Origin of the sequence: Sporosarcina gallistercoris, from assembly GCF_050459885.1 — a bacterium.
Lineage (GTDB): Bacteria > Bacillota > Bacilli > Bacillales_A > Planococcaceae > Sporosarcina > Sporosarcina gallistercoris_A.
Map to the genome: position 1 here is coordinate 1 of NZ_JBCMNO010000018.1, position 24,796 is coordinate 24,796.

General features: G+C 40.0%; 25 protein-coding genes and 1 pseudogene. 2 read left to right on the forward strand and 24 right to left on the reverse strand.

What is annotated here, in order from left to right:
• Together ABE021_RS10645 and ABE021_RS10650 are read left to right on the forward strand one after the other, a co-directional pair.
• Nucleotides 1-442 (forward strand): BclA C-terminal domain-containing protein (locus ABE021_RS10645; RefSeq protein WP_430288606.1); only part of this gene is annotated, 442 nt, incomplete at its 5' end.
• Between the two features lie 903 nt (nucleotides 443-1,345).
• The gene (locus ABE021_RS10650) at nucleotides 1,346-1,510 is read left to right on the forward strand and encodes an aspartyl-phosphate phosphatase Spo0E family protein (RefSeq protein WP_430288607.1); all 165 of its coding nucleotides are present in this window, start codon (nucleotides 1,346-1,348) and stop codon (nucleotides 1,508-1,510) included.
• Between the two features lie 233 nt (nucleotides 1,511-1,743).
• Here ABE021_RS10650 and ABE021_RS10655 read toward each other — a convergent pair whose 3' ends face one another.
• From ABE021_RS10655 to purC, 24 genes and pseudogenes are all read right to left on the reverse strand, one after another.
• A complete protein-coding gene (locus tag ABE021_RS10655) occupies nucleotides 1,744-2,610 on the reverse strand; it encodes a GNAT family N-acetyltransferase (protein WP_430288608.1) in 867 nt (288 codons plus the stop codon).
• A gap of 218 nt (nucleotides 2,611-2,828) precedes the next feature.
• The gene (locus ABE021_RS10660) at nucleotides 2,829-4,100 is read right to left on the reverse strand and encodes a RidA family protein (protein ID WP_430288609.1); all 1,272 of its coding nucleotides are present in this window, start codon (nucleotides 4,098-4,100) and stop codon (nucleotides 2,829-2,831) included.
• Between the two features lie 325 nt (nucleotides 4,101-4,425).
• Nucleotides 4,426-4,677 (reverse strand): hypothetical protein, encoded by a 252-nt coding sequence (locus ABE021_RS10665; protein ID WP_430288611.1) that lies wholly within the window; start codon nucleotides 4,675-4,677, stop codon nucleotides 4,426-4,428.
• An 800-nt stretch (nucleotides 4,678-5,477) separates the two neighbouring features.
• Nucleotides 5,478-6,545, reverse strand: a complete 1,068-nt coding sequence (locus tag ABE021_RS10670) for a beta-carotene 15,15'-monooxygenase (RefSeq protein WP_430288613.1) — start codon at nucleotides 6,543-6,545, stop codon at nucleotides 5,478-5,480.
• Nucleotides 6,546-6,632: 87 nt separating this feature from the next.
• On the reverse strand, nucleotides 6,633-6,947 hold the full coding sequence (locus ABE021_RS10675; RefSeq protein WP_430288614.1) for a hypothetical protein: 315 nt from the start codon (nucleotides 6,945-6,947) through the stop codon (nucleotides 6,633-6,635).
• A gap of 139 nt (nucleotides 6,948-7,086) precedes the next feature.
• Nucleotides 7,087-7,257: a hypothetical protein gene (locus ABE021_RS10680; protein WP_430288615.1), complete on the reverse strand. Its 171-nt coding sequence runs from the start codon at nucleotides 7,255-7,257 to the stop codon at nucleotides 7,087-7,089.
• A 226-nt stretch (nucleotides 7,258-7,483) separates the two neighbouring features.
• The gene (locus ABE021_RS10685; protein WP_430288617.1) at nucleotides 7,484-8,104 is read right to left on the reverse strand and encodes an FMN-binding negative transcriptional regulator; all 621 of its coding nucleotides are present in this window, start codon (nucleotides 8,102-8,104) and stop codon (nucleotides 7,484-7,486) included.
• Between the two features lie 232 nt (nucleotides 8,105-8,336).
• Entirely contained in the window at nucleotides 8,337-8,528 is a 192-nt protein-coding gene (locus ABE021_RS10690) for a DUF6366 family protein (protein WP_430288619.1), read from the reverse strand.
• A gap of 331 nt (nucleotides 8,529-8,859) precedes the next feature.
• Nucleotides 8,860-9,417 carry an isochorismatase family protein gene (locus ABE021_RS10695; RefSeq protein WP_430288620.1) on the reverse strand — a complete coding sequence of 186 codons (558 nt, stop codon included), beginning with the start codon at nucleotides 9,415-9,417 and terminating at the stop codon, nucleotides 8,860-8,862.
• A 223-nt stretch (nucleotides 9,418-9,640) separates the two neighbouring features.
• Nucleotides 9,641-9,808, reverse strand: a complete 168-nt coding sequence (locus ABE021_RS10700; RefSeq protein WP_430288622.1) for a hypothetical protein — start codon at nucleotides 9,806-9,808, stop codon at nucleotides 9,641-9,643.
• A gap of 163 nt (nucleotides 9,809-9,971) precedes the next feature.
• Nucleotides 9,972-10,686 (reverse strand): annotated as a pseudogene (locus ABE021_RS10705) (tyrosine-type recombinase/integrase).
• Between the two features lie 476 nt (nucleotides 10,687-11,162).
• On the reverse strand, nucleotides 11,163-11,702 hold the full coding sequence (locus ABE021_RS10710) for a GNAT family N-acetyltransferase (protein ID WP_430288624.1): 540 nt from the start codon (nucleotides 11,700-11,702) through the stop codon (nucleotides 11,163-11,165).
• Between the two features lie 733 nt (nucleotides 11,703-12,435).
• Complete coding sequence (locus tag ABE021_RS10715) at nucleotides 12,436-12,666, reverse strand: hypothetical protein (protein WP_430288625.1); 231 nt, start codon at nucleotides 12,664-12,666, stop codon at nucleotides 12,436-12,438.
• A gap of 661 nt (nucleotides 12,667-13,327) precedes the next feature.
• Nucleotides 13,328-13,621 carry a DUF3784 domain-containing protein gene (locus ABE021_RS10720; protein ID WP_430288627.1) on the reverse strand — a complete coding sequence of 98 codons (294 nt, stop codon included), beginning with the start codon at nucleotides 13,619-13,621 and terminating at the stop codon, nucleotides 13,328-13,330.
• Nucleotides 13,622-14,074: 453 nt separating this feature from the next.
• On the reverse strand, nucleotides 14,075-14,548 hold the full coding sequence (locus ABE021_RS10725; protein ID WP_430288628.1) for an N-acetyltransferase family protein: 474 nt from the start codon (nucleotides 14,546-14,548) through the stop codon (nucleotides 14,075-14,077).
• 358 nt (nucleotides 14,549-14,906) lie between these two features.
• Entirely contained in the window at nucleotides 14,907-16,178 is a 1,272-nt protein-coding gene (gene purD / locus ABE021_RS10730; protein WP_430288629.1) for a phosphoribosylamine--glycine ligase, read from the reverse strand.
• Between the two features lie 51 nt (nucleotides 16,179-16,229).
• The gene (gene purH / locus ABE021_RS10735) at nucleotides 16,230-17,762 is read right to left on the reverse strand and encodes a bifunctional phosphoribosylaminoimidazolecarboxamide formyltransferase/IMP cyclohydrolase (protein WP_430288631.1); all 1,533 of its coding nucleotides are present in this window, start codon (nucleotides 17,760-17,762) and stop codon (nucleotides 16,230-16,232) included.
• An 84-nt stretch (nucleotides 17,763-17,846) separates the two neighbouring features.
• Nucleotides 17,847-18,434: a phosphoribosylglycinamide formyltransferase gene (purN, locus tag ABE021_RS10740; RefSeq protein ID WP_430288633.1), complete on the reverse strand. Its 588-nt coding sequence runs from the start codon at nucleotides 18,432-18,434 to the stop codon at nucleotides 17,847-17,849.
• Nucleotides 18,431-19,465 (reverse strand): phosphoribosylformylglycinamidine cyclo-ligase, encoded by a 1,035-nt coding sequence (gene purM / locus ABE021_RS10745; protein ID WP_430288634.1) that lies wholly within the window; start codon nucleotides 19,463-19,465, stop codon nucleotides 18,431-18,433. The genes purN and purM overlap by 4 nt, the downstream gene beginning before the upstream one ends.
• Nucleotides 19,466-19,484: 19 nt before the next feature.
• Nucleotides 19,485-20,897, reverse strand: a complete 1,413-nt coding sequence (gene purF, locus ABE021_RS10750; RefSeq protein WP_430288636.1) for an amidophosphoribosyltransferase — start codon at nucleotides 20,895-20,897, stop codon at nucleotides 19,485-19,487.
• Complete coding sequence (gene purL / locus ABE021_RS10755; RefSeq protein ID WP_430288638.1) at nucleotides 20,882-23,101, reverse strand: phosphoribosylformylglycinamidine synthase subunit PurL; 2,220 nt, start codon at nucleotides 23,099-23,101, stop codon at nucleotides 20,882-20,884. The genes purF and purL overlap by 16 nt, the downstream gene beginning before the upstream one ends.
• Nucleotides 23,085-23,771, reverse strand: a complete 687-nt coding sequence (purQ, locus tag ABE021_RS10760) for a phosphoribosylformylglycinamidine synthase subunit PurQ (protein ID WP_430288640.1) — start codon at nucleotides 23,769-23,771, stop codon at nucleotides 23,085-23,087. Before purQ ends, purL begins: the two co-directional genes overlap by 17 nt.
• Nucleotides 23,768-24,022, reverse strand: a complete 255-nt coding sequence (gene purS, locus ABE021_RS10765; protein ID WP_430288641.1) for a phosphoribosylformylglycinamidine synthase subunit PurS — start codon at nucleotides 24,020-24,022, stop codon at nucleotides 23,768-23,770. Before purS ends, purQ begins: the two co-directional genes overlap by 4 nt.
• The gene (gene purC, locus ABE021_RS10770; RefSeq protein ID WP_430288643.1) at nucleotides 24,015-24,734 is read right to left on the reverse strand and encodes a phosphoribosylaminoimidazolesuccinocarboxamide synthase; all 720 of its coding nucleotides are present in this window, start codon (nucleotides 24,732-24,734) and stop codon (nucleotides 24,015-24,017) included. The genes purS and purC overlap by 8 nt, the downstream gene beginning before the upstream one ends.
• Between the last annotated feature and the right edge of the window lie 62 nt (nucleotides 24,735-24,796).

Below are 24,796 nucleotides of genomic sequence, written 5' to 3' on the forward strand. Positions count from 1 at the left end.
TGGAGCTACCGGTGCAACGGGAATGGCTGGTGGATTGTCAGAATTCGGATATGTTTACAATCTAACTCCTAGAACGGTAGCCATCGAGGAAGATGTCATTTTTGACTCGAACGGAATAATAACACCTGGAATTACGCATATTCTAGGAACTACTGACATAGTAGTTACTACTCCGGGAAACTACGAGGTTACTTTCTCCGTGTCGGGTACAGAACCCAACCAATTCGCATTATTCATAAATGGGGGACTAGTTGCAGGAACAGTTTATGGTTCAGGTGCGGGCACGCAGCAAAACAACGGCCAGGTTATAATGACCATGTCAGCTGGAGATGTTCTAACTCTTCGAAATCATTCGTCTGCAGCAGCAGTTGGCCTTGCCTCTAACATCGGGGGCACACAAGAAAACGTAAACGCATCTATTGTCATAAAATTATTAAGTTGATTCCACTGAATACAGAACTCTCACAAGATCACTGTGAAAACGCAAATAATTTTCAAACTTTTGATTGAGCGTGTCTGTCTGAATGAATTCATGAGTAACTCCTATGAATCTCATTATACAAATACTAATCTGTCAATATTGTACTTTAGTATCCGGAAAATGTATGATCCTGCGGAGGTAAATCTCTGCAGGATCTTTTTCTATTGTATTTGAAATCAGAAATCCTGCAATTGGTCTAGCTTTCTCTTTTCCTATTCCCGTTAATTTTTTTACTAAAAAACTGGATAGAAATTTTGTAGAATCTTTTCATTTTCTATCTTTTTCTTACGTATTTTCCTAAAGAATAAAAACTCATCAAATTCTTAATACTAAAAGATTTGAGAAGTTTTTAATTGGCTCACACTTATTCTATCTGAACCTTGTAACGTCCCAAGAGGACGTCATCATGACATCTTATGTGCAATAATAAAGGACTTTTAGAAAGTTTGTGTAGCGTTCGACCGCATCACAAAAACCCACTCATGGTACCATCATTCTTCGGATCAGGTTCAATATGCACCTGAGTCGGCGTACTCATAACACAAATAAAAAAGAGAAGGCATCTGCAGCTCTTTTTTTTCATATTAATTCTGTTGACAATTAATGTGCTAAAGCCATGATGTTGTAAGGTTAAAAGGAGAATTAACGAATCTGTAAGTTGTGCAAATTAGTCTTATCTGAAATTTTAATTGAATAGTTAGATTTCATTCACACTATCGTCATAATTCCACAGTAATTTGGAATTCACACATAATACGACATACTTTTCATACTGTATTTTATAAGATGGACAAGTTGCTTCTACTACTTAGAAGAAAGTGACTCCAAGACTTGAAGCGTAACCATTATTGCGGAGGCGTAGAGATGATTAATGCTGTGAAAAAGAATTTATTGTTGTTAAGAATTAAAGTTAAAAGAATTGGAATGTATAAGAAAGCGGAACTCTTCGGATTGACACATCCCAGCGTTGTAGAATGCAGTCAAGAACTGGATACCTTACTGAACAAAGCGCAGCGAATTTGTTCATAACTATAGAAATTGAAACCATACGGTCAATATATGAATCCAGTTTTCCAGAACCAACCTTTCAAATATTGTTTAACTTTAAGTGTCTTTTCGATTCAAGATAACTCAGTAACATGGTCGCTACTGGATTAAAGCCATTTGTTTTCCGGCGGCGAATTCTTCAGCAAGGCTCCACTTAAACTGAACGGTTCTGAACAGCAAAAGAGGGGCATCTGTCCCCTTTTTGCTCAACTTTTCTACATCCATTTCGTCATGAAGACCTGTGAAATTGAAGTATTTTCAAAACCACTTTCCCGTAACGATGATACTGCACGACCATTCCCTTTTAAGAAGTTATAAGTTGTCCGCTCTATGGCTTGATCATATTCTAATGCGTGAGCAAGCAGTTTGTTTAATGCTTCTTCATTGCCATTTTCCTTCACTTGAAATAAGGTGATGTTTTCCGGCTGATTGCCATACATACACTTTTTTCGAATAAGACAAGCCGCCTGTATTTCTCCATTTTTTGAAATCATCACGGCTTCTCCCCCTATTTTAGGTGTGTTGCTAGCATCCGTTTGCCAAGGGACGATATGTGGAAATAACTTTGTTCCAATAGTTTGGATCGCAGGAATTCTGATAAGTTCATAAGTGTCAAGATCGGGTAACTTCCTTTCTAACATACCATCTGCACGTAAAAAGAGTAACTCGTCCTCTACTTGGTAACCACAATTTTTATATAACGAAATAGCTGCCTTATTTTCAGAAAGAGATTCTAATGTTGCTAAGGAAACATTCAGTTCCTTTAAGAGTTTTTCCGCTTCACCTATCAAAGAATAACCTAATTTCCTCCCCCTGTATTCAGGAATAATCCCTGTTCCGCCATTCCACGAAAACTTTTGACCCTCTGCCTCCCTAATTCCTTGGAGCACAAAGCCAACCGGTTCTGTTCCATCAAATGCAACGATGGAAAGTGCCGGAGATAATCCATCGTTACTAAAACGACTCATGAATGTGTCAAAAGACAAATTCATCGGCACTAAATAACCTTCAAATCCTCGATTAAATAGGGCATGCGCGTCTTCAAAGCTTAATGAAGACATCAATTTATACGAAATGTTCATCGTTTTCCCTCACCTTATTAGAGAAGTTACTTGAAGTATGTAAGCCAAGTATAAAACTCTTCTGCATAGCAGGTATCTTTCCCTTTTTTTCGGTCTAAAAAAGGATGTCTCAATTTTCATTTGAGACATCCTCTTTTTGTGTATAGGAACAGCAATTTTGTACTCACCATAGGCATAACAAAACACCTATGTTGTCCCCTTATTACAATAAACTCCTATTATGCTTTTGGAGGTGTACCTTCAGCATTTCCTACAACTGCATCTATTTGGATTAATGCATCATTAGGTAAAGCAGACACGCCAACAGTTCTTCGTGCAGGAACACCGCCTGGGAAGAACGTTTTATATGCTTCGTCCACCGCATCCATGTCTTCGATATTTTTAACGAATAGATTCACTTTAACGATATCCTCCAAAACGTGATTGATACTTTCCACGATTGCCTTGATATTATTCAAGCACTGTTCAGCCTGCTCTTTCACACCACCTGCTACCAATTCTCCAGTTTTTGGATCCAACGGCAATTGAGCGGAAAGGTGATTGTAATGAGAGAATGCTACAGTTTGTGTAGATAGAGAATTCTTTGGTGCGTTCTCTGTGTTGTTTGCCCAAATAACGATACCATGTCTGTCTTCAATAGCTTGTGGCGGTGTACCATCTCCGTGGGAAACCACTGCTTCGATTTGTACCAAAGCACCCATAGGCAAAGCTGAAGCTTCAACAATTGTACGGGCAGGTACATAAGCTACAGCTCTCGCGATTGCTGAGTCCGGGAAGAATGTGGAATACACTTCGTTTACTGCTTCCGTATCCGATAAGTTTTTAAGGAAGACATTTACTTTTACAATATCGTCAAAAGGAACATCGATACTTTCTAAAATCGACTTGATATTTTTCAAGCTCTGAGCCGTCTGTTCTTTCACACCGCCAGTCACCAATCTTCCAGTTTTCGGATCGATCGGCAATTGAGCGGAAAGATTATTGTAATGAGAGAAAGATACGGTTTGCGTAGACAGAGGAGTTGTTGGTGCATTTACTGTGTTATTAGTAAGTTTAATAAGGTCGCCTGCTTGTGGTGCATTTGGAATTGTCCCTTCGCCGTGTGCAACAAGTGCTTCAATTTGCACCAAAGCATCCATAGGCAAGGCTGCAACTGCAACGGTTGTCCGTGAAGGAACATAGGTAGGGAAGAATGTTTTATATACTTCGTCTACAGCGTCAATATCTTGGATGTCTTTAACGAACACAGTGATTCTAACAATATCGCTCATCACATGATCGATGCTGGTTACAATCGCTTCGATATTCTTAAAGCACTGTTCCGCCTGCTCTTTAATGCCCCCAGGTACCAGTTTACCAGTTGCAGGATCGATCGGTAATTGAGCTGAAAGATTATTGTAATGGGAAAACGCAACTGTTTGTGAATATAGACCGTTTCCGTTTGGTGCGTTTTCCGTGTTTTTTGCTGATACTGCGTTAAAGTTAGTCATGAAAGTATTCCCCTTTTAGATGATTATTTATATACATGTTTATTAGCCCACGTTTCGCAGCGTTATCCGCGCTAAACGACGGTACGTGATTGCCAAGACAACGGTTTACGATTCGTGTTCATAGGAATCCACACCAGTCTCAAAATCAGTATATAAAATCACCTTACCATGGATATTCAAATAATCTATATGTTTAACGAAATTGCAATACTCTCGAAGCCGATTTTAATGTTTTTCAATACCTATCTCGAAATTTTAATACTAACGGCCTCGCATTTTTTCACATAGAAAAAGAACGTCTGAAAAGACGTTCCCTAGTTCCACCTTATTTGACTTGCTTATTCTTAATGGAATCCAAGCCTTTTGGAGTGATGGACAAAACCAGATTATCCGATCCTTCCCCATTGTCAAGAGCATAACCGTTTTCAATAAGATAGTCGATGGCTAATTTGCTCGTTACATCAGCATTCAGCATAGTCTTGGGCAGCGTGTAACTTCCTCCATTGTAAGCGAAGTGATAGTCATACAGGCTTTGCAACAGTACATCCGACATTTTAGTTACGTCTTCATTTGTCATAAGTAATCCCTCCTTCTTTCTATCTTACAATAAACTAGAAAAGAATCCTTCATATTTGAACTTCATAGCTGCGTAGTAGGATGAACTATTAAATTAAGTTAAATATATTCTCCTGATGAGACATTAAAGGACGTGGATTGGAATGACATCACAAAAATCGGACAATTTTTACAGCATTACCATAATAGCTATTTACATGAATCTATAATTGACTATACAAAAAGATTTACAATGTGAAAAGAATAAGCTTTATCATAAAATGCCTACACCAAGACGTTTCAAAATACTCCCCCACTTAATAGGCTATAGAAAAGGCAGCTACTCGACAACAACAGCCCCTTTGAAACGAAGACTAACTAACCACCTCATTAAGCCTTTGTTTACGGTTTAAGGTTATCTATTTTCTTCTCAATTCTATCGAGTTGCTTTTTACGTTTCTTGTTAGATCGAATCAATAAAGCTATCAAGACTATTATAATTACTGTAAAACCAAGTAAAACCAGTGTAAATGCGATATCCCCTATGTTTATTGTGCTATTAATAGAGTCTAATTTAAATGTTCTCTCCTCCTTCTAAACTTATAAAATAGCCTGACGGTCGAATAACAACATGTATTCCTTATACCAGAAAAACCCACTTTACAATGATTGAAAAACAGCTCATATAAGGTGTTTTACGAAACGTTATGGTCCGAATGCGTCATAAAAAGCTAACAGTTCACTGTTGACTTTGATTTCGCTTATGCAACAATCGCGCACGTTTGCGGATATACTTAATATTACTAAGTATACAGTTATCATTCAGATTGTTTTTTGTGATTTTATTTTTAGTAATTCCTTGAACTTTTCGGAGTCATCTACTCGAATAGCAACTTGCTCATATTTTTTCTTAATTCCCATAAGCAAAGTTGCTTCTTTTGGATGTTTTAATTTTAATATGACATCCGGGTAAGCTTTTTCAAAATCACGTGCTACAAAATCTATAGTGTCTTTAGTAAGCTTTTTCTCTAATGCGGTACGGTCTTCTATGATCTCGTCAATATCCTCCCACCTTAGTTCCATGCGTTTCAGTAATCCTAATGAGACATACATGCAATCATTATCAATTTGCAGAGGGTTAAAGCGTATAGCCTGGATATCGCCTAAAAGTAAAACAACTGAATAAATATTTACAGCTAATAATAGTAACGACAATATCAATGACTTATCATGTAGCCACCAATGAACTCCCAAAGTTTCGACTACAATTGCATGAATCATCATCACTTGAAATGCAATCAGACTTGATTTCTGATGAAGCGTAAACGTATTTTCTTTATTTACAGGCTCTTTCTTCCAAAGGAAAAAAGCATAATAGAACATCAGCATTTCTGAACAGATAGCTTGTATAACCGGATGCTTTCTTACCTTTTGGTCTACTGCATTCGAAAAAGAAAATAAAAGTGGTAAAGAACTATTTTTCACACTTCGGATAATTTCAGGCAAATATTTAAAGAGAGTTAACAACAATAATATCTCAAGTAAAATGAACGCAGCTTCCACTACAAAGCCCATTAGTGTAAGTGTCTTAAATGGAGTTAAATATTGCATTGGGATCATAAAGCGGGCGACAATTAGTCCTCCCGCCATTAAGGTGAGAAGATACTTCCAACTTAATTTTCTTTGCCAAGCTAAAAATGATACCGGAGCTACAATAGTTAGATCGATGAGAGAACCCATAACCACAGGATTGGTATTAGCCGGCAATATGCTGATTCCTAATGAAGAGCGATATAAAGCAAAGTTGGAAGCAAGTACAAGTAAAAATAGGGTAGGCCATATCATGCGTAGTGAGAATTTATTAAACACCATACTTTTCACCTCAGTCATTTTTAATTCTTAACTCCTTAGTTCTGCAATCTGGCGCGATTGTAGCACTACGTTGTATGACAATCGCGCCAGATTGCGGAAGTTCTTTTACCAATTAAATATCAACATTATGACGCTTGATAGAAGGAATACAGCAAAAAATGCAAGTATGTAATAAGTCTTTCCTTGTTTTTGGGTTTTATTTTTCTTTTCGTAATCCTTCCAACCAATAAATAAACCTACAAGCATTCCTATAATTCCTAAGCGTAAAATCAAAATTACATAGTCATAAATGGGCTTGTAAGAAATTTCGTAACTACCATTACCCAAATCTTGTACATCTTTATAACTAACAAATAGAATTGAAACAGCTAATCCTATTAGTAACCCATATAAGCCTGACCTCTGTAACTTCTTTTCCATATTTGTCCTCCATCATTTTCTAAAATTTGGCCCGATTTCAGAACAGACGAAAATTTTATTCGCAATCGCGCCCGATTCTGGATGGAACCCCATATACTACAACAGCCATTATTAATACTAGAATAATAATTCACTTTCTTTAATCATCTAAATCGTTTTTTATAAACGGTTTTTCATCTTCCTTGGAATTGTATTTTTTCTCAATAAGTTGACCAACAATGGACATGTTGATTCCATCTTTAACTGCTGTACGAATTAAGAAATACAGAATAAATAAACCTACTAACCAAAGGATAATAGCTCCACTCATTATTATTTCTCCTGTCTTTGATTAAGTTAAATGGCCCGAGTGCGGAACAACATTTATTTATCCACCATACCATAATCACCCAATTTAGAGTAATTAAAAAACACCTTATATAAGGTGTTGGTAAGACATGTTATGACCGTGATGCGCAAATCAGAGGTATATCTCTTTTATAACTAACACCTCTTTTTATTCAATATCCTTACACCATCCCATAATATTGAAACTGTTATCTAAATGACTCTCTTTTTCTCATCACATCTGCGATTTGATGAGAGTTATCACCTTTTTCTTCACTCAGCTTATCTATAATATTCGTGTAATCCTCTTCATTTCGGTTTTGGCTTAATTTATAGGCTGCTTGAACTTCTTGTATTTCAATCTTAAATCCAACAATGCCTTTTAGCTCTTTTTCTAATAGTTGAGGAGAAAGTTTATCCCATAGTACTGAATCTTTACGCTGTTTTTCGTACTTTTGCAGCAACCTGGTCAGATCCTGTTTTAACTCCTCTTCGTTCAAAATGCTAGCTACACCATATACATGTACAGATTGATAATTCCATGTCGGAACATTTTCTTCTTTATACCAGGAAGGAGAAATATAAGCGTGAGGACCTTGGAACATAACCAAAACATCGTCACAGGTTTCAAATGTTCTCCATTGAGAGTTCCCATATGCCATATGCCCTGTTATATAGGATGTGTCTCCTTCTGTACTTACCTGTAATGGCAAATGAGTAGCGATAGGTTTCCCTTGCTCTGTTGTTACAATCGTGCCAAAAGAGTTTTCTTGAACAAAGTCGAAGATTTCATCAAAATTTTCGACTTTAAAATACTTTGGAATATACATAGAAATCCACCTTTCTGGCCCGATAGCTTATTCACAATTCCCCACTACTTCATCGATAAATGTTTCTACTCGGCCAAAAGTTAGTAGAAGTACTTTTCATTTGAATAGTATCATAACTAGTAACTTAGTGGAACGTCTCTTTTAAAGTGTCGATACTCCACTTTATGGTCCGGGTGCGTCATAAAAAACCCCGTCTGTAAACGATCTCTTGCTGTTCAACTAATGTCCATGATTAACGAAAGAAAGTGGCGTATATAAGAAATCCAATTATCAATATAAGAATCATCAGTCCAGTACCTTTCCAACCTAAACCACCTACTAAATCTGAAAGTACGCTTCCGTGAATACTGCTTGCGGGATGCTTTAATTCCTTCTGCCTTAATCTTTCACGTCTTTCTTCAGGAGTTTCGTTATCTTTACTCATTTTATCACTCCCTATATATTCTTTAGGATGTTGAAAAAAGGCCTTATTGCAGAACAAAATCTGTTTATTACTTCACACCCTAATTCAGAAGAATTAAAAAAACATCATGATGGCTGTTGTTATGACTCGTTAAGGTCTGGATGCGTCTTTAATAAGAACGTCAAAAGATAAACTTATTGCGCCTTACAAACTGTGAGTACTAAAAATACACTTAATATAAGGTGTTGATACGACACGTCATGGTCCGGATGTGTTTTTAATAAGACCGTCAATAGATGATCTTATGTTGTTCTAAAACGCCCCATATTGAGAAGAATAATTTTATTAATATTTATCGATAATCATCGTGATTAGGTATAAATAAATTTTCAATCATATTTCTAACCACTGAAAAATTATCGACATTGTAATGTCCATGTAGGACTTCGTTATGATGGTCGATAATCTGCTCGGCAGTTATAGACTGGGAATCTGTTGTTGAGTGACCATCTCCAACTAAGGTGACATCGAAACCATTTATTGTTGCTGTTCTAACTGCTGTATCAATACAATGCTCTGTCTTGCAACCCATAACAACCAGGTGTTCAACCATGTTATCTTGTAAAAAATCCAATAATGGAGTGCCGTAAAACGAATTTGTTGCCTCTTTATCAAATATCTTTGCCTCTTTAGGAATATCAATCTCGGGATGAATCTCGAATCCTTTACCATGACCCTCTGCAACATCTTTATCTCTTATGAAAACAACAAAACTATCTGAGTCTAATGCCTTCCTCAACACTGAATTAATATTACCCAACAGATTACCTTTATTAAAAACACTTTTCTCTTTTTCATTACCGTTAATCAATTCTTGTTGCGCATCAATGACTAGTAAAGCTTGTTTCAATAAAAAAACTCCCTTTGTATTTAGTATTCTATTTTCGTTTATTCCCAAGATAATGGCCCGATTGCAGAACAGACGAAAATTTCTTTTTCGCGATCGCGCCCGATTGTTTAAGACTTCTTCTCGAACAACCACGTTTTTGATATATCTTGGTAACCTAGCTTTAAATACAAAGGATTTCCCATTTGACTAGAAACAAGGACAATTATGCAGAAGATCCAAAAATTCATTTTTTATTTTCCTTTACTACTAAATAAAACAGGAAAGTGATGATCACACTGCCTTGGATAGCTAAAACAACAAACCCTGTTTTAGCTTCCAAAGTACTTTCTACAATCACATAACTAGTAGAATTCAATGCTATTAGACCGATAAATATCCAAATAAACTTCATACAATTCTCCTCATTCTTGCGGGGTTCACTTTAAAATTTGGCCCGATTATGAACATCAACTACTTAAAATCTCTTTCCATCAGACTCATACGAACTGTTTAGATAATTCTAACATACATATAATTGAGTTGTTGAAATACTATACAAATAACAAGAGATATCTTTAAATATACTTGTTATAAAATTCATATCTTAATTTTCCGCTAAGATGAGCGTAAATCCTTGTCGTTTCACTTTTTTCATGACATAGAAGACTTTGAATCACTTCAAATGGAGCTCCATTGTCAACAAGATGTATAGCGTAGCTGTGACGTAATTGATGAGGATGAATTGTTTAGTTGATTCCAGCGCGTTTAGAAATACGTTTAACCACGTATCTCAAAGAATCTACACTCATACGTCTAATTGGTTTACGCTCTGTGACAAATAGATAGAGTTCTTCATCGTCGCGTTCGTCTAAATACCTTTTCAGCCAAATCGCACAGCGTATATTAAAATAAACATCTCTTTCCTTATCACCTTTCCCATGGATAATTACTGAGTTCCCCGCGAAGTTAATATCATTTCGATTTAATTTCGCAATTTCACCGATTCGACAACCTGCTGAATAAAAAAATTCAAATGAAGCATTCTCCAGCGATGTATCACAACCTTCCCGAAGAAGTTCAATCTCATGTTTGGAAAGAAATTTTGGAATTCGCTTTCCTAATTTAGGCTCTTTTAATTTTGCGGCCGGATTTTTAAAGATAAAACCTTCCTCATGAGTCCATTTAAACAACGACTTAATAAAGCGTACACGGTGACCCAAGCTAGCTGGTTTCAAATGTTCTCCAGCCTCCAAAGTATTGCTTGAGATTTTCGGTTGTAATGTCACCCATTATGACAGCACCAATATAACGCTTTAGAAGATTACATTGAAAGCCATACATCTTTAATGTTAAAGGTAAGTAACCTTCAATTCTTATGTCAAACTGATACTTTTCCCATGCTTCCTATAACAACATGTTATTCACGCTTCCATACTATAAATCAATTAATTTGATTACAGTATGATCGGTTTACTCAATCTCTATTCGATAATCGGAATGTATAATAGAGTACAAGCCCTTAGGATATCGAATAAGTTCAGATAAGGCGCCTTTGCTATTCAGGAAAAGCGTATTCTGGCACAACATTATTCAATTAACGCGCCCGTTTGCTGAAGATTGTTATTGAAGTAATCTGCTCTACATTACTGTTCGCGGAAGCATGCACTTTTTTGCACGGCTAATGTTGTGCTTTCATTTTGCATTTTTGCTATTGACTTCGCATAGTTGGTCTTATACTGTACGATGCATTATTCAAATTGTTAGCTTTATAATCCGAGTCTGGCTCCTACTTCTGCATACTCTATATCTTTTCTTTCTGCATTCCAATTACCCCCTGTTTGTCCGTCCCATATCGCTCCTGTTTCAACGAAACCGACAGACGCAAACAACTTCCGGACGGCTTCGTTTACCATCCAATATGATGTAGCAACTGCATCGGCTTTTCCTTGTGGAAACGACTTTATGTAATGAATAACTTTCATCATTGCTTGTTTGCCAAATCCTTTGCCTTGATGCTTTTTATCAATCATAAAGCGATTAAGTCCATAAGTAGATTTATCTCCATATTTTTCACATAAAATAGAACTTTCCGCCAATTCGTAAAATCCAATATCGACATATCCTATGACTTCATCATTGTTGTATATAGCGAAGATCATAGGAGGTTTTTCGTCGTTGAGTATCTTTACATAGGCTTTAGCCAAACAATATATGCTGGAATCCACATTTCCTTTCTGCTCGTCTGTTATGCTTAAATTCAACACTGCCTCAAGATTATCGTGGGTAATCTTTCTTAATTCAATCATTTTTCTTCCCTACTTCCTAAAAATTCTATTATTCGCCCTTTGTTATTCAAGTATCCTGACCCGTTAGCAGAAAGGTTGCTGCCTAATTTAACAATTGCACTCATTTTATTTCTCGCCTATTAGTATTCAACATAATGGCCCGATAGTTGTATAACAGTTTCTAATCCCTAGTACCATAATCACCCCATTTGGAGTAATTTAAAAACCTAATTATAGGGTGGTGTTACGACATGTTAGGGTCCGGATGTGTAAAAAAAGCCAACAGATCACTGTTGACTTCGATTACGCTCCTTCAACAATCGCCCCCGATTCTAGAACACTTTTCGTAGCTAAATCTCCTCATATTTCTTTTTGAAAAGAACAGCCGGTCTTTAAAAAAGGACTGTACAGCACGCAACTATTATAGTTTGGTTTGAGATTGTTGATGGATATTTATCAATAGCTGTGGTGAGGACTATAAAAAACACTCCAATATGAAATAAGCGAGGTTTTCTCATCAACCTCTACTCAAATTCAGTCAGATAATTGAATTACAGTATTTATTCCATCGTGTCATAATCAAAAAAACGGAGTAATTAAAAAACCTAATATAAGGTTTTGTTACGACAGGTTAGGGTCGGATGTGTCATTAGTAAGAACGTCAATAGTTGATCTTATGTTGTTCTACAAACACGCCCGATTTTTTTAATACAGTCTTTCATAAAAATGGATTACTTCATCCCCAAAATCCATTTTACGGATAGGCTGAAAAAGACCATGCGATTAAAAAGATGCTTATTATTCCCCAAAGAAAAGCTCCCCATATCCACCATACAACGGGGCTAGGTAATATCTGTTTGCCTTCCATACTGTCCTTGTATTCGATTGCTAAAGCAACTCTTTTCTCCATGTTTTTTTTCATTGAAATAAAAACAAAAAATCCGACTATGATAAAACCAACAGTTATCCAAGGTAACAAATTCATTTTAACACCCCATTCGTATACGTTACTTTCTATTCCAGCTCTCCCTAAATTATGTTCAAATTGAATCTTCTAGTTTTATTCCGTTAAATGGACCGTTTGAGGAATAAAGTTTATCTCATCACACCATGTCCTTCAGAGTCGGAGAAATTAAAAAACTTCTGAAATAAGATGTTGCTACGACACGCTATGTTCCGAGTGCGACATAAAAAAACGTCACTCGACGATCACTTGTTGTTCAACCAACGTGCACGCTTATTGAATATAGAAATTACATGGCTTTAATTTCGCTAATGAATAACAAGAGAATAAATCCACCAACAACTACAAAGCCTAAAATGAGCCAAATCAATAAAAGACCACTCGCGGTAAAAAATATTTTTTCAAACCATTTGCTATTGATAAACCTCATTTTCTACCTCCGTCCATAGTGAATCTTGCCCTTTTACGGAACGAAACTTATTTATTCCATCGAACCATAATCAACCAATTTTGAGTAACAAAAAACCTTATATAAGGTGTTGTTACGACAAGTTAGGGTCCGGATGCGCCATACAAAAGACCATCAATAGACAATCTCTTGGTGTTCAACTCCTACCCTTTAGTGTAAGTACAATTACCCACAATGACTTCACTTGGAATAGAAATTGTTACATTTTTATTCTTAAAATTTTATATACACAAAACAAGCTATTGTGCTAATGACAACAATGACTCCGTATAACGCGCCTGTAATAGAACCAATAAATTCCAAACCGAACGGTAGAAAAAAAGTTAAGATACCGGTTTCGAGTAAAAGAATCCCAACTCCCTTAGCTAACTTTTCTTTATCGCCGCTATAAGTTTTTTCGTTATATCCGGATATTAATGAGAGTTCCTTTTTCCTCCAAATTAAAAAGCTGAACAAAAAACAAAAAACACTGACAAATAAACAAGCAATAAAACCACTTAAAAACATTCTCTTCAGCACCTCCTACTCAAGGAAATACGATCTTTAATAAGTTAAACCTTCGTATATTTAGCTCTTATGATAATATATTCTGTTATTTTAAATAATAATTCCGTAAAAAACTGGCCGATTGCGGGATAAGCCGTAACAATTTATCATAGAAATGTAAAAAAGATACAATCCTTTTAAAGATACCCTGATATTCCTTACTATTTATTTGAGTGGAGTATTTATTTTATTTAATGCTAACTACTTCAACTAAATGGCCGGATAAATGAATAACAATATTTAACCCATCGTACCATAATCACCCAATTTCTAGTAAAAAAAACATCTAATATTAGTGTTACTACGACATGTTATGGTCCGGGTGCGACATAGAAAGCCAACAATTCGTATATGGACTTGAGTAATCCTTATTAAACATACGCACCCGATAGCTTGAAACAGTCTTCTTAATTCTTATAATCTTAAAGACATCTTCCTGCTGAGATTTTCCATTGCGTGGCTTTTATAAAAACCAATGGCTTTCTCGTTAAACTCCCAAACATTTAAGTCTAATGAAGAGGCTCCCTTTTTTTTAGACCATTCCACGCACGCTTCAAATAACTTGCTTCCGATTCCTCTTTTTTGGCAACTATTTTTAACTCCGAAATCATTCATATAGGCAAATGTTCTTTTCGACATAGATTGGAATGATGGGGATTCGTTCAGTTCCATCACTGCATATCCGACTACTTCTTCATCTATTTTTGCAACTAAAATATCAGTATTTGGGTCTTCCAATAATTCTCGGAAATAACTTTCAGGCATTACTTCATCAACCTTCGTAAAGATATCGGGTAATACTTCTGAATGTTCGTCATGTCCTTCTTTTACAATTAAATTAATATCTGTAAAGTCTTCGAAATTGGCAAGTTCTAAATTAATCCCCATTCTAATCCCCTTCCATCCTCTATCAGAATCAATACAAGACATTTCCCACATAATGGAGAAATAGTTGAATAACAGTATTTATTTTATAATACCATAATCAACCAATTTAGAGTAATTAAAAAAACACCTCATATAAGGTGTTAATACGACACGTTATGGTCCTAATACGTCGTAAAAGCAAGTCAATTTGAATTGCATTGCTTATTTTTCTTTCCATGCCCCAATGACAAAAAACCACAGTTTGTAGATTTATCTACAAACTGTGGTTTTACATAGTGATAACTCCCCAAAAGAGAATTACCTATTTTAGACGTGTTATAAAAAATTAGACGTAGGTCTCAAACAGTCATTATAGTTCTCACGAAAAATCATACTGAATGGCACGATGCCCAATATCACGTCTCCAGAAAACTCCCTCTTTCTCAATCTTTTCTAACTCCGTATAAACTAACGTACGTGCGGCAAGAAGATCCTCACCCTTCGCAGTCGTGAGCAACACTCTTCCGCCATTCGTCACGTACTTCCCGTTTACATTCTTAGAAGTTCCTGCGTGATATATGTCTACATCTGGGCCGATTTTATCCAATCCAACAAGCGGAGTCCCTTTGGTATATACACCCGGATAGCCTTCCGCAGCAATGACCACTCCTATCACCGATGCTTCATCCCATTCTAGCTCGCAATGCTCTCCTGCGAGGACAGCGAGCAACGTTTCGACCAAATCATTCTTCAATCGTGGAAGTACGACTTGGGTTTCGGGATCACCGAAGCGTGCATTGAATTCGATGACTTTCGTTCCTTGTTCCGTAGCGATCAAACCTGCAAAGAGCACACCGGTAAAAGGACGATTTTCTGCTGTCATGGCGTTTGCAGCAGGTTTAACGACTCGTTCGATCGCTTCAGAAATCGTGCTTTCCGGAATTTGCGGTACTGGAGAATAGGCACCCATCCCTCCCGTGTTCGGTCCAGTATCTCCGTCGAATGCTCGCTTATGGTCTTGAGCGATCACCATAGGATAGACATTCTGTCCATTTACAAAGGCCATTAACGAAAACTCTTCACCTTCCAGGAATTCTTCCATGACAACAGATGCGGACGCTTCCCCGAACTTCGCCTGTACGAGCATATCTTGAAGTGCTTCCGCTGCTTCTTCTTTCGTTTGAGCGACGACAACGCCTTTGCCAGCTGCGAGCCCATCTGCTTTGATGACGATGGGAACGCCGACTTCATCTAAATACTTCATGGCGGGTTCTAGATCGGTAAAGGTTTCGTAGGCGGCAGTAGGGATTCCATATTTCTTCATTAACTCTTTTGCGAAGGTTTTGCTTCCTTCAATAATGGATGCGCGTTTGTCAGGTCCGAATACCGGCAGACCTGCTGCGTTGAAATCGTCCACTATGCCATTGACCAAAGGCACTTCGGCTCCTATGATGGTTAAGGAAATGTTCTGTTCTTTAGCGAAAGCAATGAGTTCCTGATGATTCTCTTCAGCAATCGGAACAAGTTGTGCGACATCTTCCATACCTGGATTGCCCGGGGCTACAAAAACCGTTTGGACACGTGGACTCCTCGTGCATTTCTTCGCGAGCGCGTGTTCGCGACCGCCTCTGCCAATCACTAATATGTTCATGGAATCACCTCTGTGTATAATCGAATTATGTACGGTTTCTTCTTAAGGAACTTAGTGTTTAAAGTGTCGGACGCCTGTAAAGACCATTGCAATTCCGTATTCATCTGCTTTTTTAATGGAATCTTCGTCGCGTACTGAACCGCCTGGCTGGATAATCGCAGTAATTCCTGCTTTGGCTGCCACTTCGACTGTATCATCCATCGGGAAAAATGCATCGGATGCGAGTGCGGCTCCAGTTGCTTTTTCACCTGCTTGTGCGAGCGCAATGTTCGCAGCCCCGACGCGGTTCATTTGCCCTGCGCCAATTCCATATGTCATCTGTTCTCCGCTAACGACTATGGCGTTGGATTTCACGTGTTTCACGACTTTCCATCCCAGTTTCAAAGCCGCCCACTCCTCTTCAGAAGGCTCGCGTTTTGTAGGAATCGTAATGGTTGCCTCATCTAGTCCGTATGTGTCCAAATCCTGTACTAATAATCCGCCTAGGATTGAAGTAGTTTTCCGCTCGGTTTTCCGTTCCCCTCCGAAATCGACAGTCAAAAGACGGATATTCTTTTTAGCCGTCAAGACTTCCAACGCTTCATCTGTAAAAGAAGGTGCAATGATGATTTCCAAGAAGATTTCACGAAGCATGGTTGCCGTTTCTAGATCCACTTCACGGTTCAACGCGATGATTCCACCAAAAATCGAAGTCGAGTCCGCCTCGTACGCTTTCTTGAATGCTTCAGTCAGTGTTTCCCCGACACCTACACCGCATGGATTCATATGCTTCACTGCAACTGCGGCTGGTTGGTCAAAATCACGGACGATCAGCAACGCTGCGTCTGCATCATTGATATTGTTATAGGAAAGTTCCTTGCCGTGCAATTGGTTACTGTAGGCAACAGAGAACTTCGAGCCTAGTGGTTTTTGGTAAAATGAAGCGTGTTGATGTGGATTTTCTCCATATCGAAGGGATTGTTTCAAGTTATATGTGAGTGTCAAACTTTCCGGGTTCTCTTCTTCAGCCAGCTGGGTCATATACTCGGATATCACGGCATCATAAGCTGCAGTATGACGGAACACTTTTGCAGCGAGCTGACGTTTCTTCTGCTTTGTCACGTCACCATTTTCCGCTAGCTGCGTTAAGACCGCTTCATAATCTGAAGGATCCACGACTACAGTGACGAATTCGTGGTTTTTCGCAGCGGAACGGAGCATGGTAGGACCGCCAATATCGATGTTTTCAATCGCTTCTTCAGAAGTCACGTCAGGTTGTGCAATCGTCTGCTGGAAAGGGTATAAATTGACGCACACGAGGTCGATCGGTTGAATATGGTGTTCTGCTAATTGTGCGAGATGGTGATCATCATTCCTTTTCGCCAACAATCCGCCATGGACATTCGGATGCAATGTTTTCACTCTGCCATCCATGATTTCAGGAAATTTTGTTACTTCCTCAATCCCGATGACTTCAATTCCATTATCCGCAAGTGTTTTTTTCGTCCCCCCTGTAGAAACGATTTCAAATCCTGCCTCTTTCAGACCTTTTGAAAACTCAATTATCCCTGTTTTATCGGAAACACTGATCAATGCTCGTTTCATTCGATAATTCCTCCCTATTTTTGCGAAAGTGTGCTGCTCCCCTCGAACTGTTTCTGCCGCTCAATAAAATAATTGACTTCTCTATTAGAGAGATACACTTGTTTTCCCTTTAGTGAAAAGTTCCTGGAGTATTTCTGGGTAAATCAAGTGCTCTTGTTGCTGAATGCGTTTTTGCAGGTCAACCTTTGAATCATCGGAAAGGATCCTGATTTCTTTTTGAGCGATAATCGGACCTGTATCCATACCGGCATCCACATAATGAATGGTCAGACCGCTTACCTGGACCCCTGCATCAAGTGCTTGTCCGATTGCATCCTTACCGGGAAAAGCTGGAAGTAAGGAGGGATGGATATTGACGATTGCTCCGGGATATTCCTGTAATAGCGTGGGTCCGATGAGCCGCATATACCCTGCTAAAACGATGAATTCCACATCCCGTAATTTAAGCTGCTGGACGATTTCCGTTTCAAAAGCTCCCTTATCAGGGAAATCCTTCGGTGAAATGGATAACCAGTCGATTTCTTCTTTATGGGCTCTTTGTAGGACACTTGCAGACGGCTGATCACATACGAGCAAACGAATATCCGCTTCAAGTGTGCCGGCTTTCACCGCATCCACCAATGCTTGAAAATTACTTCCCGTTCCGGAAGCGAATACTGCAATTTTTTTCATGACTCACCCAGGATCGTCACACCGGATCCGTTTACAACGTGACCAATTCGATAGGCGTGTTCTCCGTGTTTTTCAAACAAATCAAGGAGTGCATCCGCCGTTTCCTCTTGCACTACAAGGGCCATGCCTATTCCCATATTGAAGATATTATACATATCCTCACGGGCGATGTTCCCTTTTTCCTGAATAAGCTTGAATATAGGCTGGATTTCCCACGTACCGGACTCAATTTCAACACCTAAATCCTCTGGCATCATCCTTGGGAGGTTTTCGATGAATCCGCCACCTGTAATATGTGCCATTCCTTTGATGTCAAATTCTTTCATTGCAGCCAAAATGGATTTCACATAGATTTTGGTAGGTTTCAACAGCTCTTCTCCAAGAGAACAACCAAGTTCGGGAACGACTTCCGTGAGATCCATTTCTGAATCCTCGAGCAAAACTTTTCGTACGAGCGAATAACCGTTACTATGAATACCGCTAGAAGCCAAACCGATTATACAATCGCCAGGTTGAATGTTCTGTCCTGTAATCAGGTCTTGCTTTTCACAGGCCCCAACAGTAAATCCTGCTACGTCATACTCTTCCTCGCTATAAAGGCCAGGCATTTCAGCTGTTTCCCCGCCAATCAACGCGCAGCCAGCTTGTGCGCAGCCATCCGCAATTCCTTTCACAATGCTCTCTATCTTTTCAGGATCCGCTTTTCCACAAGCGATGTAGTCCAGAAAATAGAGTGGCTCTGCACCTTGTACAATGATATCGTTCACACACATGGCCACACAGTCGATTCCGATGGTATCATGTTGGTCCATCATCATTGCTAGCATCAGTTTCGTCCCTACTCCATCTGTTCCTGAAACAAGTACTGGCTCCTGTAAATCCAGCTGGGATAAATCGAATATTCCACCGAAACCGCCCAGTCCGCTCAGCACTTGGGGACGCATCGTTTTCAGTACATGTTTTTTCATGCGTGATACAGCTTCGTAGCCCGCTTCAATATCTACTCCCGCTGATTTGTATGCTTTTGACATGGATTGAAATCTCCTTCGCTCAGCTTTTTATGAAATCTATTTCTTGGTCCGAAAAGATTTCTGTAGGATACTTTCCGTTAAAACAAGCCAGACATTGTCCCCGGTTCTCACCTTCAAACTGCCTTCCAATCGCTTCAACAGTACCTTCGACACTTAGAAATGTCAGAGAGTCCGCTCCAATCAGTTCGCGAATTTCTTCTACTGATTTTTTAGCAGCGATCAGTTCTTCCTTATCGGATGTGTCAATTCCATAAAAACATGGATTTTTAATCGGTGGTGAGCTGATCAATACGTGTACTTCCGTCGCTCCCGCTTCCTTCAGCATTCTGACAATCCGTTTGCTTGTCGTACCACGGACAATGGAATCGTCCACCATGACAACTCTTTTCCCTTCCACAACTCCGCGGACTGGTGAAAGTTTCATTTTCACCCCTTGTTCTCTGAGGGATTGGGAAGGCTGAATGAACGTCCTCCCAACATATCTATTTTTAAGTAAACCCATTTCATATGGGATGCCACTTGCTTCGGCATACCCGATCGCAGCGGAATTCCCTGAATCCGGAACCCCTGTAACTACATCCGCTTCGATTAATTTTTCGACTGCGAGTTGCTTTCCAAGATTCTTCCGGGCTGTATGGACATTGATGCCATCAATGTTGCTGTCTGGGCGGGAAAAATAGACATATTCCATCGTACACATCGATCGTTGTGAACAAGTGGCGAATCGTTCACTTGTGATTCCTTCATCATTGATAACCAGAAGTTCGCCGGGTTCAATATCCCTGAGAAAATCTGCTCCTACAATATCCAGCGCACACGTTTCGGAAGCCACGACATATGCCTCACCTAGCAATCCAAGAGATAAAGGTCTGAGCCCATTCGGGTCCATGGCGACGAATAGTTCCGAATCCGTCATGATTAAGTAAGCATAAGCGCCTTTTAATGAGCTAAGCCCATTTGTTATGCGCTGTTTCAATTCTGAAAAGCCGCCTTTTCGGATTAGATGCGCCAATACTTCAGTATCAGAGGTGCTATGAAAGATACTTCCTTGACCTTCAAGCTGGGCTTTCAACTGATCAGCATTCACGATATTCCCATTGTGGGCCATTGCCATGGATTCACTTTGAAAGTTGAATAATAGAGGCTGAACGTTCTCATAACCACCCCCGCCTGCTGTTGTATAACGGACATGACCGATTGCTGCATTACCGGATAAGTTTTGCATTTTCTCCTCAGTGAAAACTTCTGTGACCAAGCCCTCACCTTTCGAACTGATCAGTTTTCCATCTTGAGCGAGAACCATTCCAGTACCTTCTTGGCCACGATGCTGAAGACTATGCAATCCGTAATAGGTAACTTGCGCGGCATCCGGGTGTCCCCAGATGCCGAACAAGCCGCATTCCTCATTCAATCCCTTTAGTTCAGCAAGCATGGAATCGCACCTTTCCAAGCTTGCTCTAATGATTGGACAGGTGTATCGATTAGAAGTCCTTCTTGCTCATGGGAGATGGTCAAAAACCGATTATTTGTGACAGTACCTACACACCTTGCATCTTGCACGATCGCTTCAAAAGCATCACGGTGTTCCGGTGCAACGGATACAACGAACCGGGATTGGGTTTCACTGAACAATTCCGAAACTGCGTCCATATCCACAATAATCCGAGCACCTAGCTCCGTTCCAAACAAGGATTCTGACAAAGCAACAGCAAGACCGCCTTCAGAAAGATCGTGAGCTGACGCGACACATCCTTTTTGAATCGCTCTCAAGAGCTGCTGTTGGCGAAGCTTTTCAAGTTCCAAGTTAATAGAAGGAGATTTTCCGGAGATTTTCCCTTCCGTCATTTTTTGCAACTCACTGCCGCCGAACTCAGTTTTTGCATCCCCGATCACATAGATCAGATCTCCGGGCTTTTTGAATTCCTGGGTTGTGATATGAGCCAGATCCTTGATGAGCCCTACCATCCCAATAACAGGAGTCGGATAAATCGACACACCATTCGTCTCGTTATAAAGGGATACATTCCCTCCGATTACAGGAGTGCTTAACACTCTGCAAGCTTCACTGATCCCGTCTGCGGATTTCTCGATTTGCCAGAAAATCTCCGGCTTCTCGGGATTTCCAAAGTTCAAGTTATCCGTCACTGCCAGGGGTTCTGCACCTGAACAGATGATATTACGAGCCGCTTCAGCTACAGCGATTTTCCCTCCTGTTTCCGGGTCAAGATGAAGGTAACGGGAATTGCAATCGGTCGTCATGGCAAGCGCCTTATTCGTTTCACGAATCCGTACTACAGCCGCATCCGAACCTGGAGGGACGACCGTATTTGTCCTTACCGTATGGTCGAACTGCCGGTAAACCCACTCCTTACTTGCAATGGTCGGCTGTGAAAGCAATTTAACGAGTGTTTCATTAAAGTTAACAACGATAGGGGCAGAGTTTGCCATCGCTTGGAAATCACGGAAGTATTGCGGTTCCGCAGAGGGTTTGTGGTAGACTGGCGCTTCTTTCACTAAGGCGTCCACAGGAACGAAAGCAGCCACTTCCCCTTGATGGGTAAGCTTCAGCATCTTTTCTTCTGTAACGAAACCGACAGCCACTGCTTCAAGACCATACGTTGAAAACAACTCAGCAATTTCCTGTTCGCTTCCCTTTTCAACTACAATGAGCATCCGCTCTTGCGACTCTGACAACATCATTTCATAAGCGGTCATACCAGGTTCACGCTGTGGGACGAGGTCAAGGTTCATCTCGATTCCCATACCAGCTTTAGAAGCCATTTCCGCCGATGAACTCGCAAGTCCCGCTGCACCCATATCCTGGATTCCGATAAGTGCATCATGTTGAATGAGTTCAAGGCACGCTTCCAGCAGCAGTTTCTCCATGAATGGATCTCCTACTTGCACTGCCGGGCGTTTCCCATCAGACGAATCCGTCAATTCTTCAGACGCAAAGGTCGCTCCATGGATGCCATCGCGTCCTGTTTTCGCACCTACATGCATGACAATATTGCCGGCACCGTGAGCTTGACCTTTTTGGATATCTTCATGGTTGATCAAACCGACGCACATTGCATTGACTAGCGGATTCCCCTCGTAGGAAGGATCGAATTGAATTTCACCGCCGACTGTCGGAACTCCAATACAGTTCCCATATCCGCCAATTCCTGCAACCACTTCTTTGAACAAATACTTGACACGAGCACTCTCCAGTTCACCGAAACGGAGTGAATTCAAAACCGCGATTGGACGAGCCCCCATTGAAAATACATCCCGTATAATCCCACCGACTCCAGTTGCCGCACCTTGATAAGGTTCAATTGCAGAAGGGTGATTATGGCTTTCAATTTTGAAGACAACCGCCTGACCATCACCAATATCCACAATCCCTGCTCCTTCACCAGGTCCCTGGAGCACGTTTTCCCCGGTAGTGGGGAACTTTTGTAAAATGGGTTTAGAATTTTTATAGGAACAGTGTTCAGACCACATCACTGAAAACAAACCCGTTTCTGTATAGTTCGGTGTCCGTCCCAGAATGTTCTCCACCATCGCAAACTCTTCATCCGTAAGACCCATTGCTGCATATTCCCGCTGTGATTTAATCATTTCGGGGTTTGGTTCAAGCATTAACGACATGATTTTCCCTCCAATTTCTTACGATTGATTGAAATAGTTTTAAACCGTCAGCACTTCCTAATAATTCATCGACGGCACGTTCAGGATGGGGCATCATTCCAAGCACATTTCCTTGCTCATTCGTTATTCCTGCGATATCTTCGAGACTGCCATTCGGGTTTTCACCATGATACGTAAACGTGATTTGGTTGTTTTTCTTTAACATGGCCAACGTTTCTTCATTGCAATAGTAATTGCCTTCTCCATGAGCAATCGGCAAAGTAATCGTTTCGTCTTTTTCGTAACTGCTCGTAAACATCGTGTTGTTGTTCACAACTCTCAGCTGGGTCGGTTTACAAATGAATGCAAGGTCTCGATTTTTTCTCATCGCACCTGGCAGCAATCCTGCTTCCAGTAAAATCTGGAACCCATTACAAACTCCTAGTATCGGAACCCCTTCATTCCCCGCCTTCACCACTTCTCCCATCACTTTTGAGAAACGTGCAATGGCGCCTGTGCGCAAATAGTCTCCGTACGAAAAACCGCCAGGCAAAAGAATGCCATCATAGCCTTCTAAGCTTTCTGCTGTATGCGGAACATATTCAACTTCTTCACCTAGTTCGTCCTGAATAGCATGAAACATATCGATATCACAGTTGGAGCCCGGAAACACGATCACGGCAAATTTCACAGCGCGACAACCTCCTCGATTTCATAGCGATAATCCTCAATAACTGTATTCGCTAACAGACGTTCGCACATTTCTTTCACGATTTCATCGATGTCCTGATCGCTCTTTTCGATCGTCAGTTCCATATATTTCCCGATCCGCACATCAGAAACGGTTTCATACGACATGCTGTGAAGGGATGATTTCACGGCTGCTCCTTGAGGATCCAAAACATTTTCTCTTAACGTGATATAGACCTTTACTTTAAACATACTGACGACCTCCTAGTTTTGTATAAATCGTTTCATAGACATCTACTAAACTTCCCAAATCACGACGGAATACATCCTTATCAAGCTTTTCTTCTGTTTCGGAGTCCCACAAGCGGCACGTGTCCGGGGAGATTTCATCTGCTAACAGAATCTCACCATCTGCAAGTTTTCCGAATTCAAGCTTAAAGTCTATTAAACGAACTCCTAGATCAGCAAAAAGGCTAGATAAAACGGTATTCACTTCCAAAGCTTTTTGCTGTAAGAGTTGGACTTCTTCTTTAGTCGCAAGATCCAATTCCTGTATATGGGCTTCTGTCAGCAGTGGATCACCAAGCGCATCGTCCTTGTAATAGAATTCAACGAGTTTGTGTTTTAACAACTGTCCCTCATCCAGCCCGAGTCGCTTGGATAGGCTTCCCGCAACTACATTGCGTGTCACCACTTCAAGAGGGATGATCGAAACTTTCTTTACAAGCTGCTCTGTGGAGGAAATCCGTTTAATGAAATGAGTAGGAATTCCAGCCTCATGGAGCTTTGAAAATAGCAAACTCGTAATTCCATTCGTCAATGCACCTTTGCCGACAATTTCCTCTTTTTTCTCACCATTGAAAGCTGTTGCCGCATCTTTGTATTCCACCCAGGCGACACCTTCGTCAGTTGTTGCATAAATCTTCTTCGCCTTACCTTCATACAGCAATTCTCGCTTTTCCATTTGAAGAACCTCCGCAGTAAAGAATAATGTTATGTTCCAGCAGCCACTTGCTAGCTCTTTCT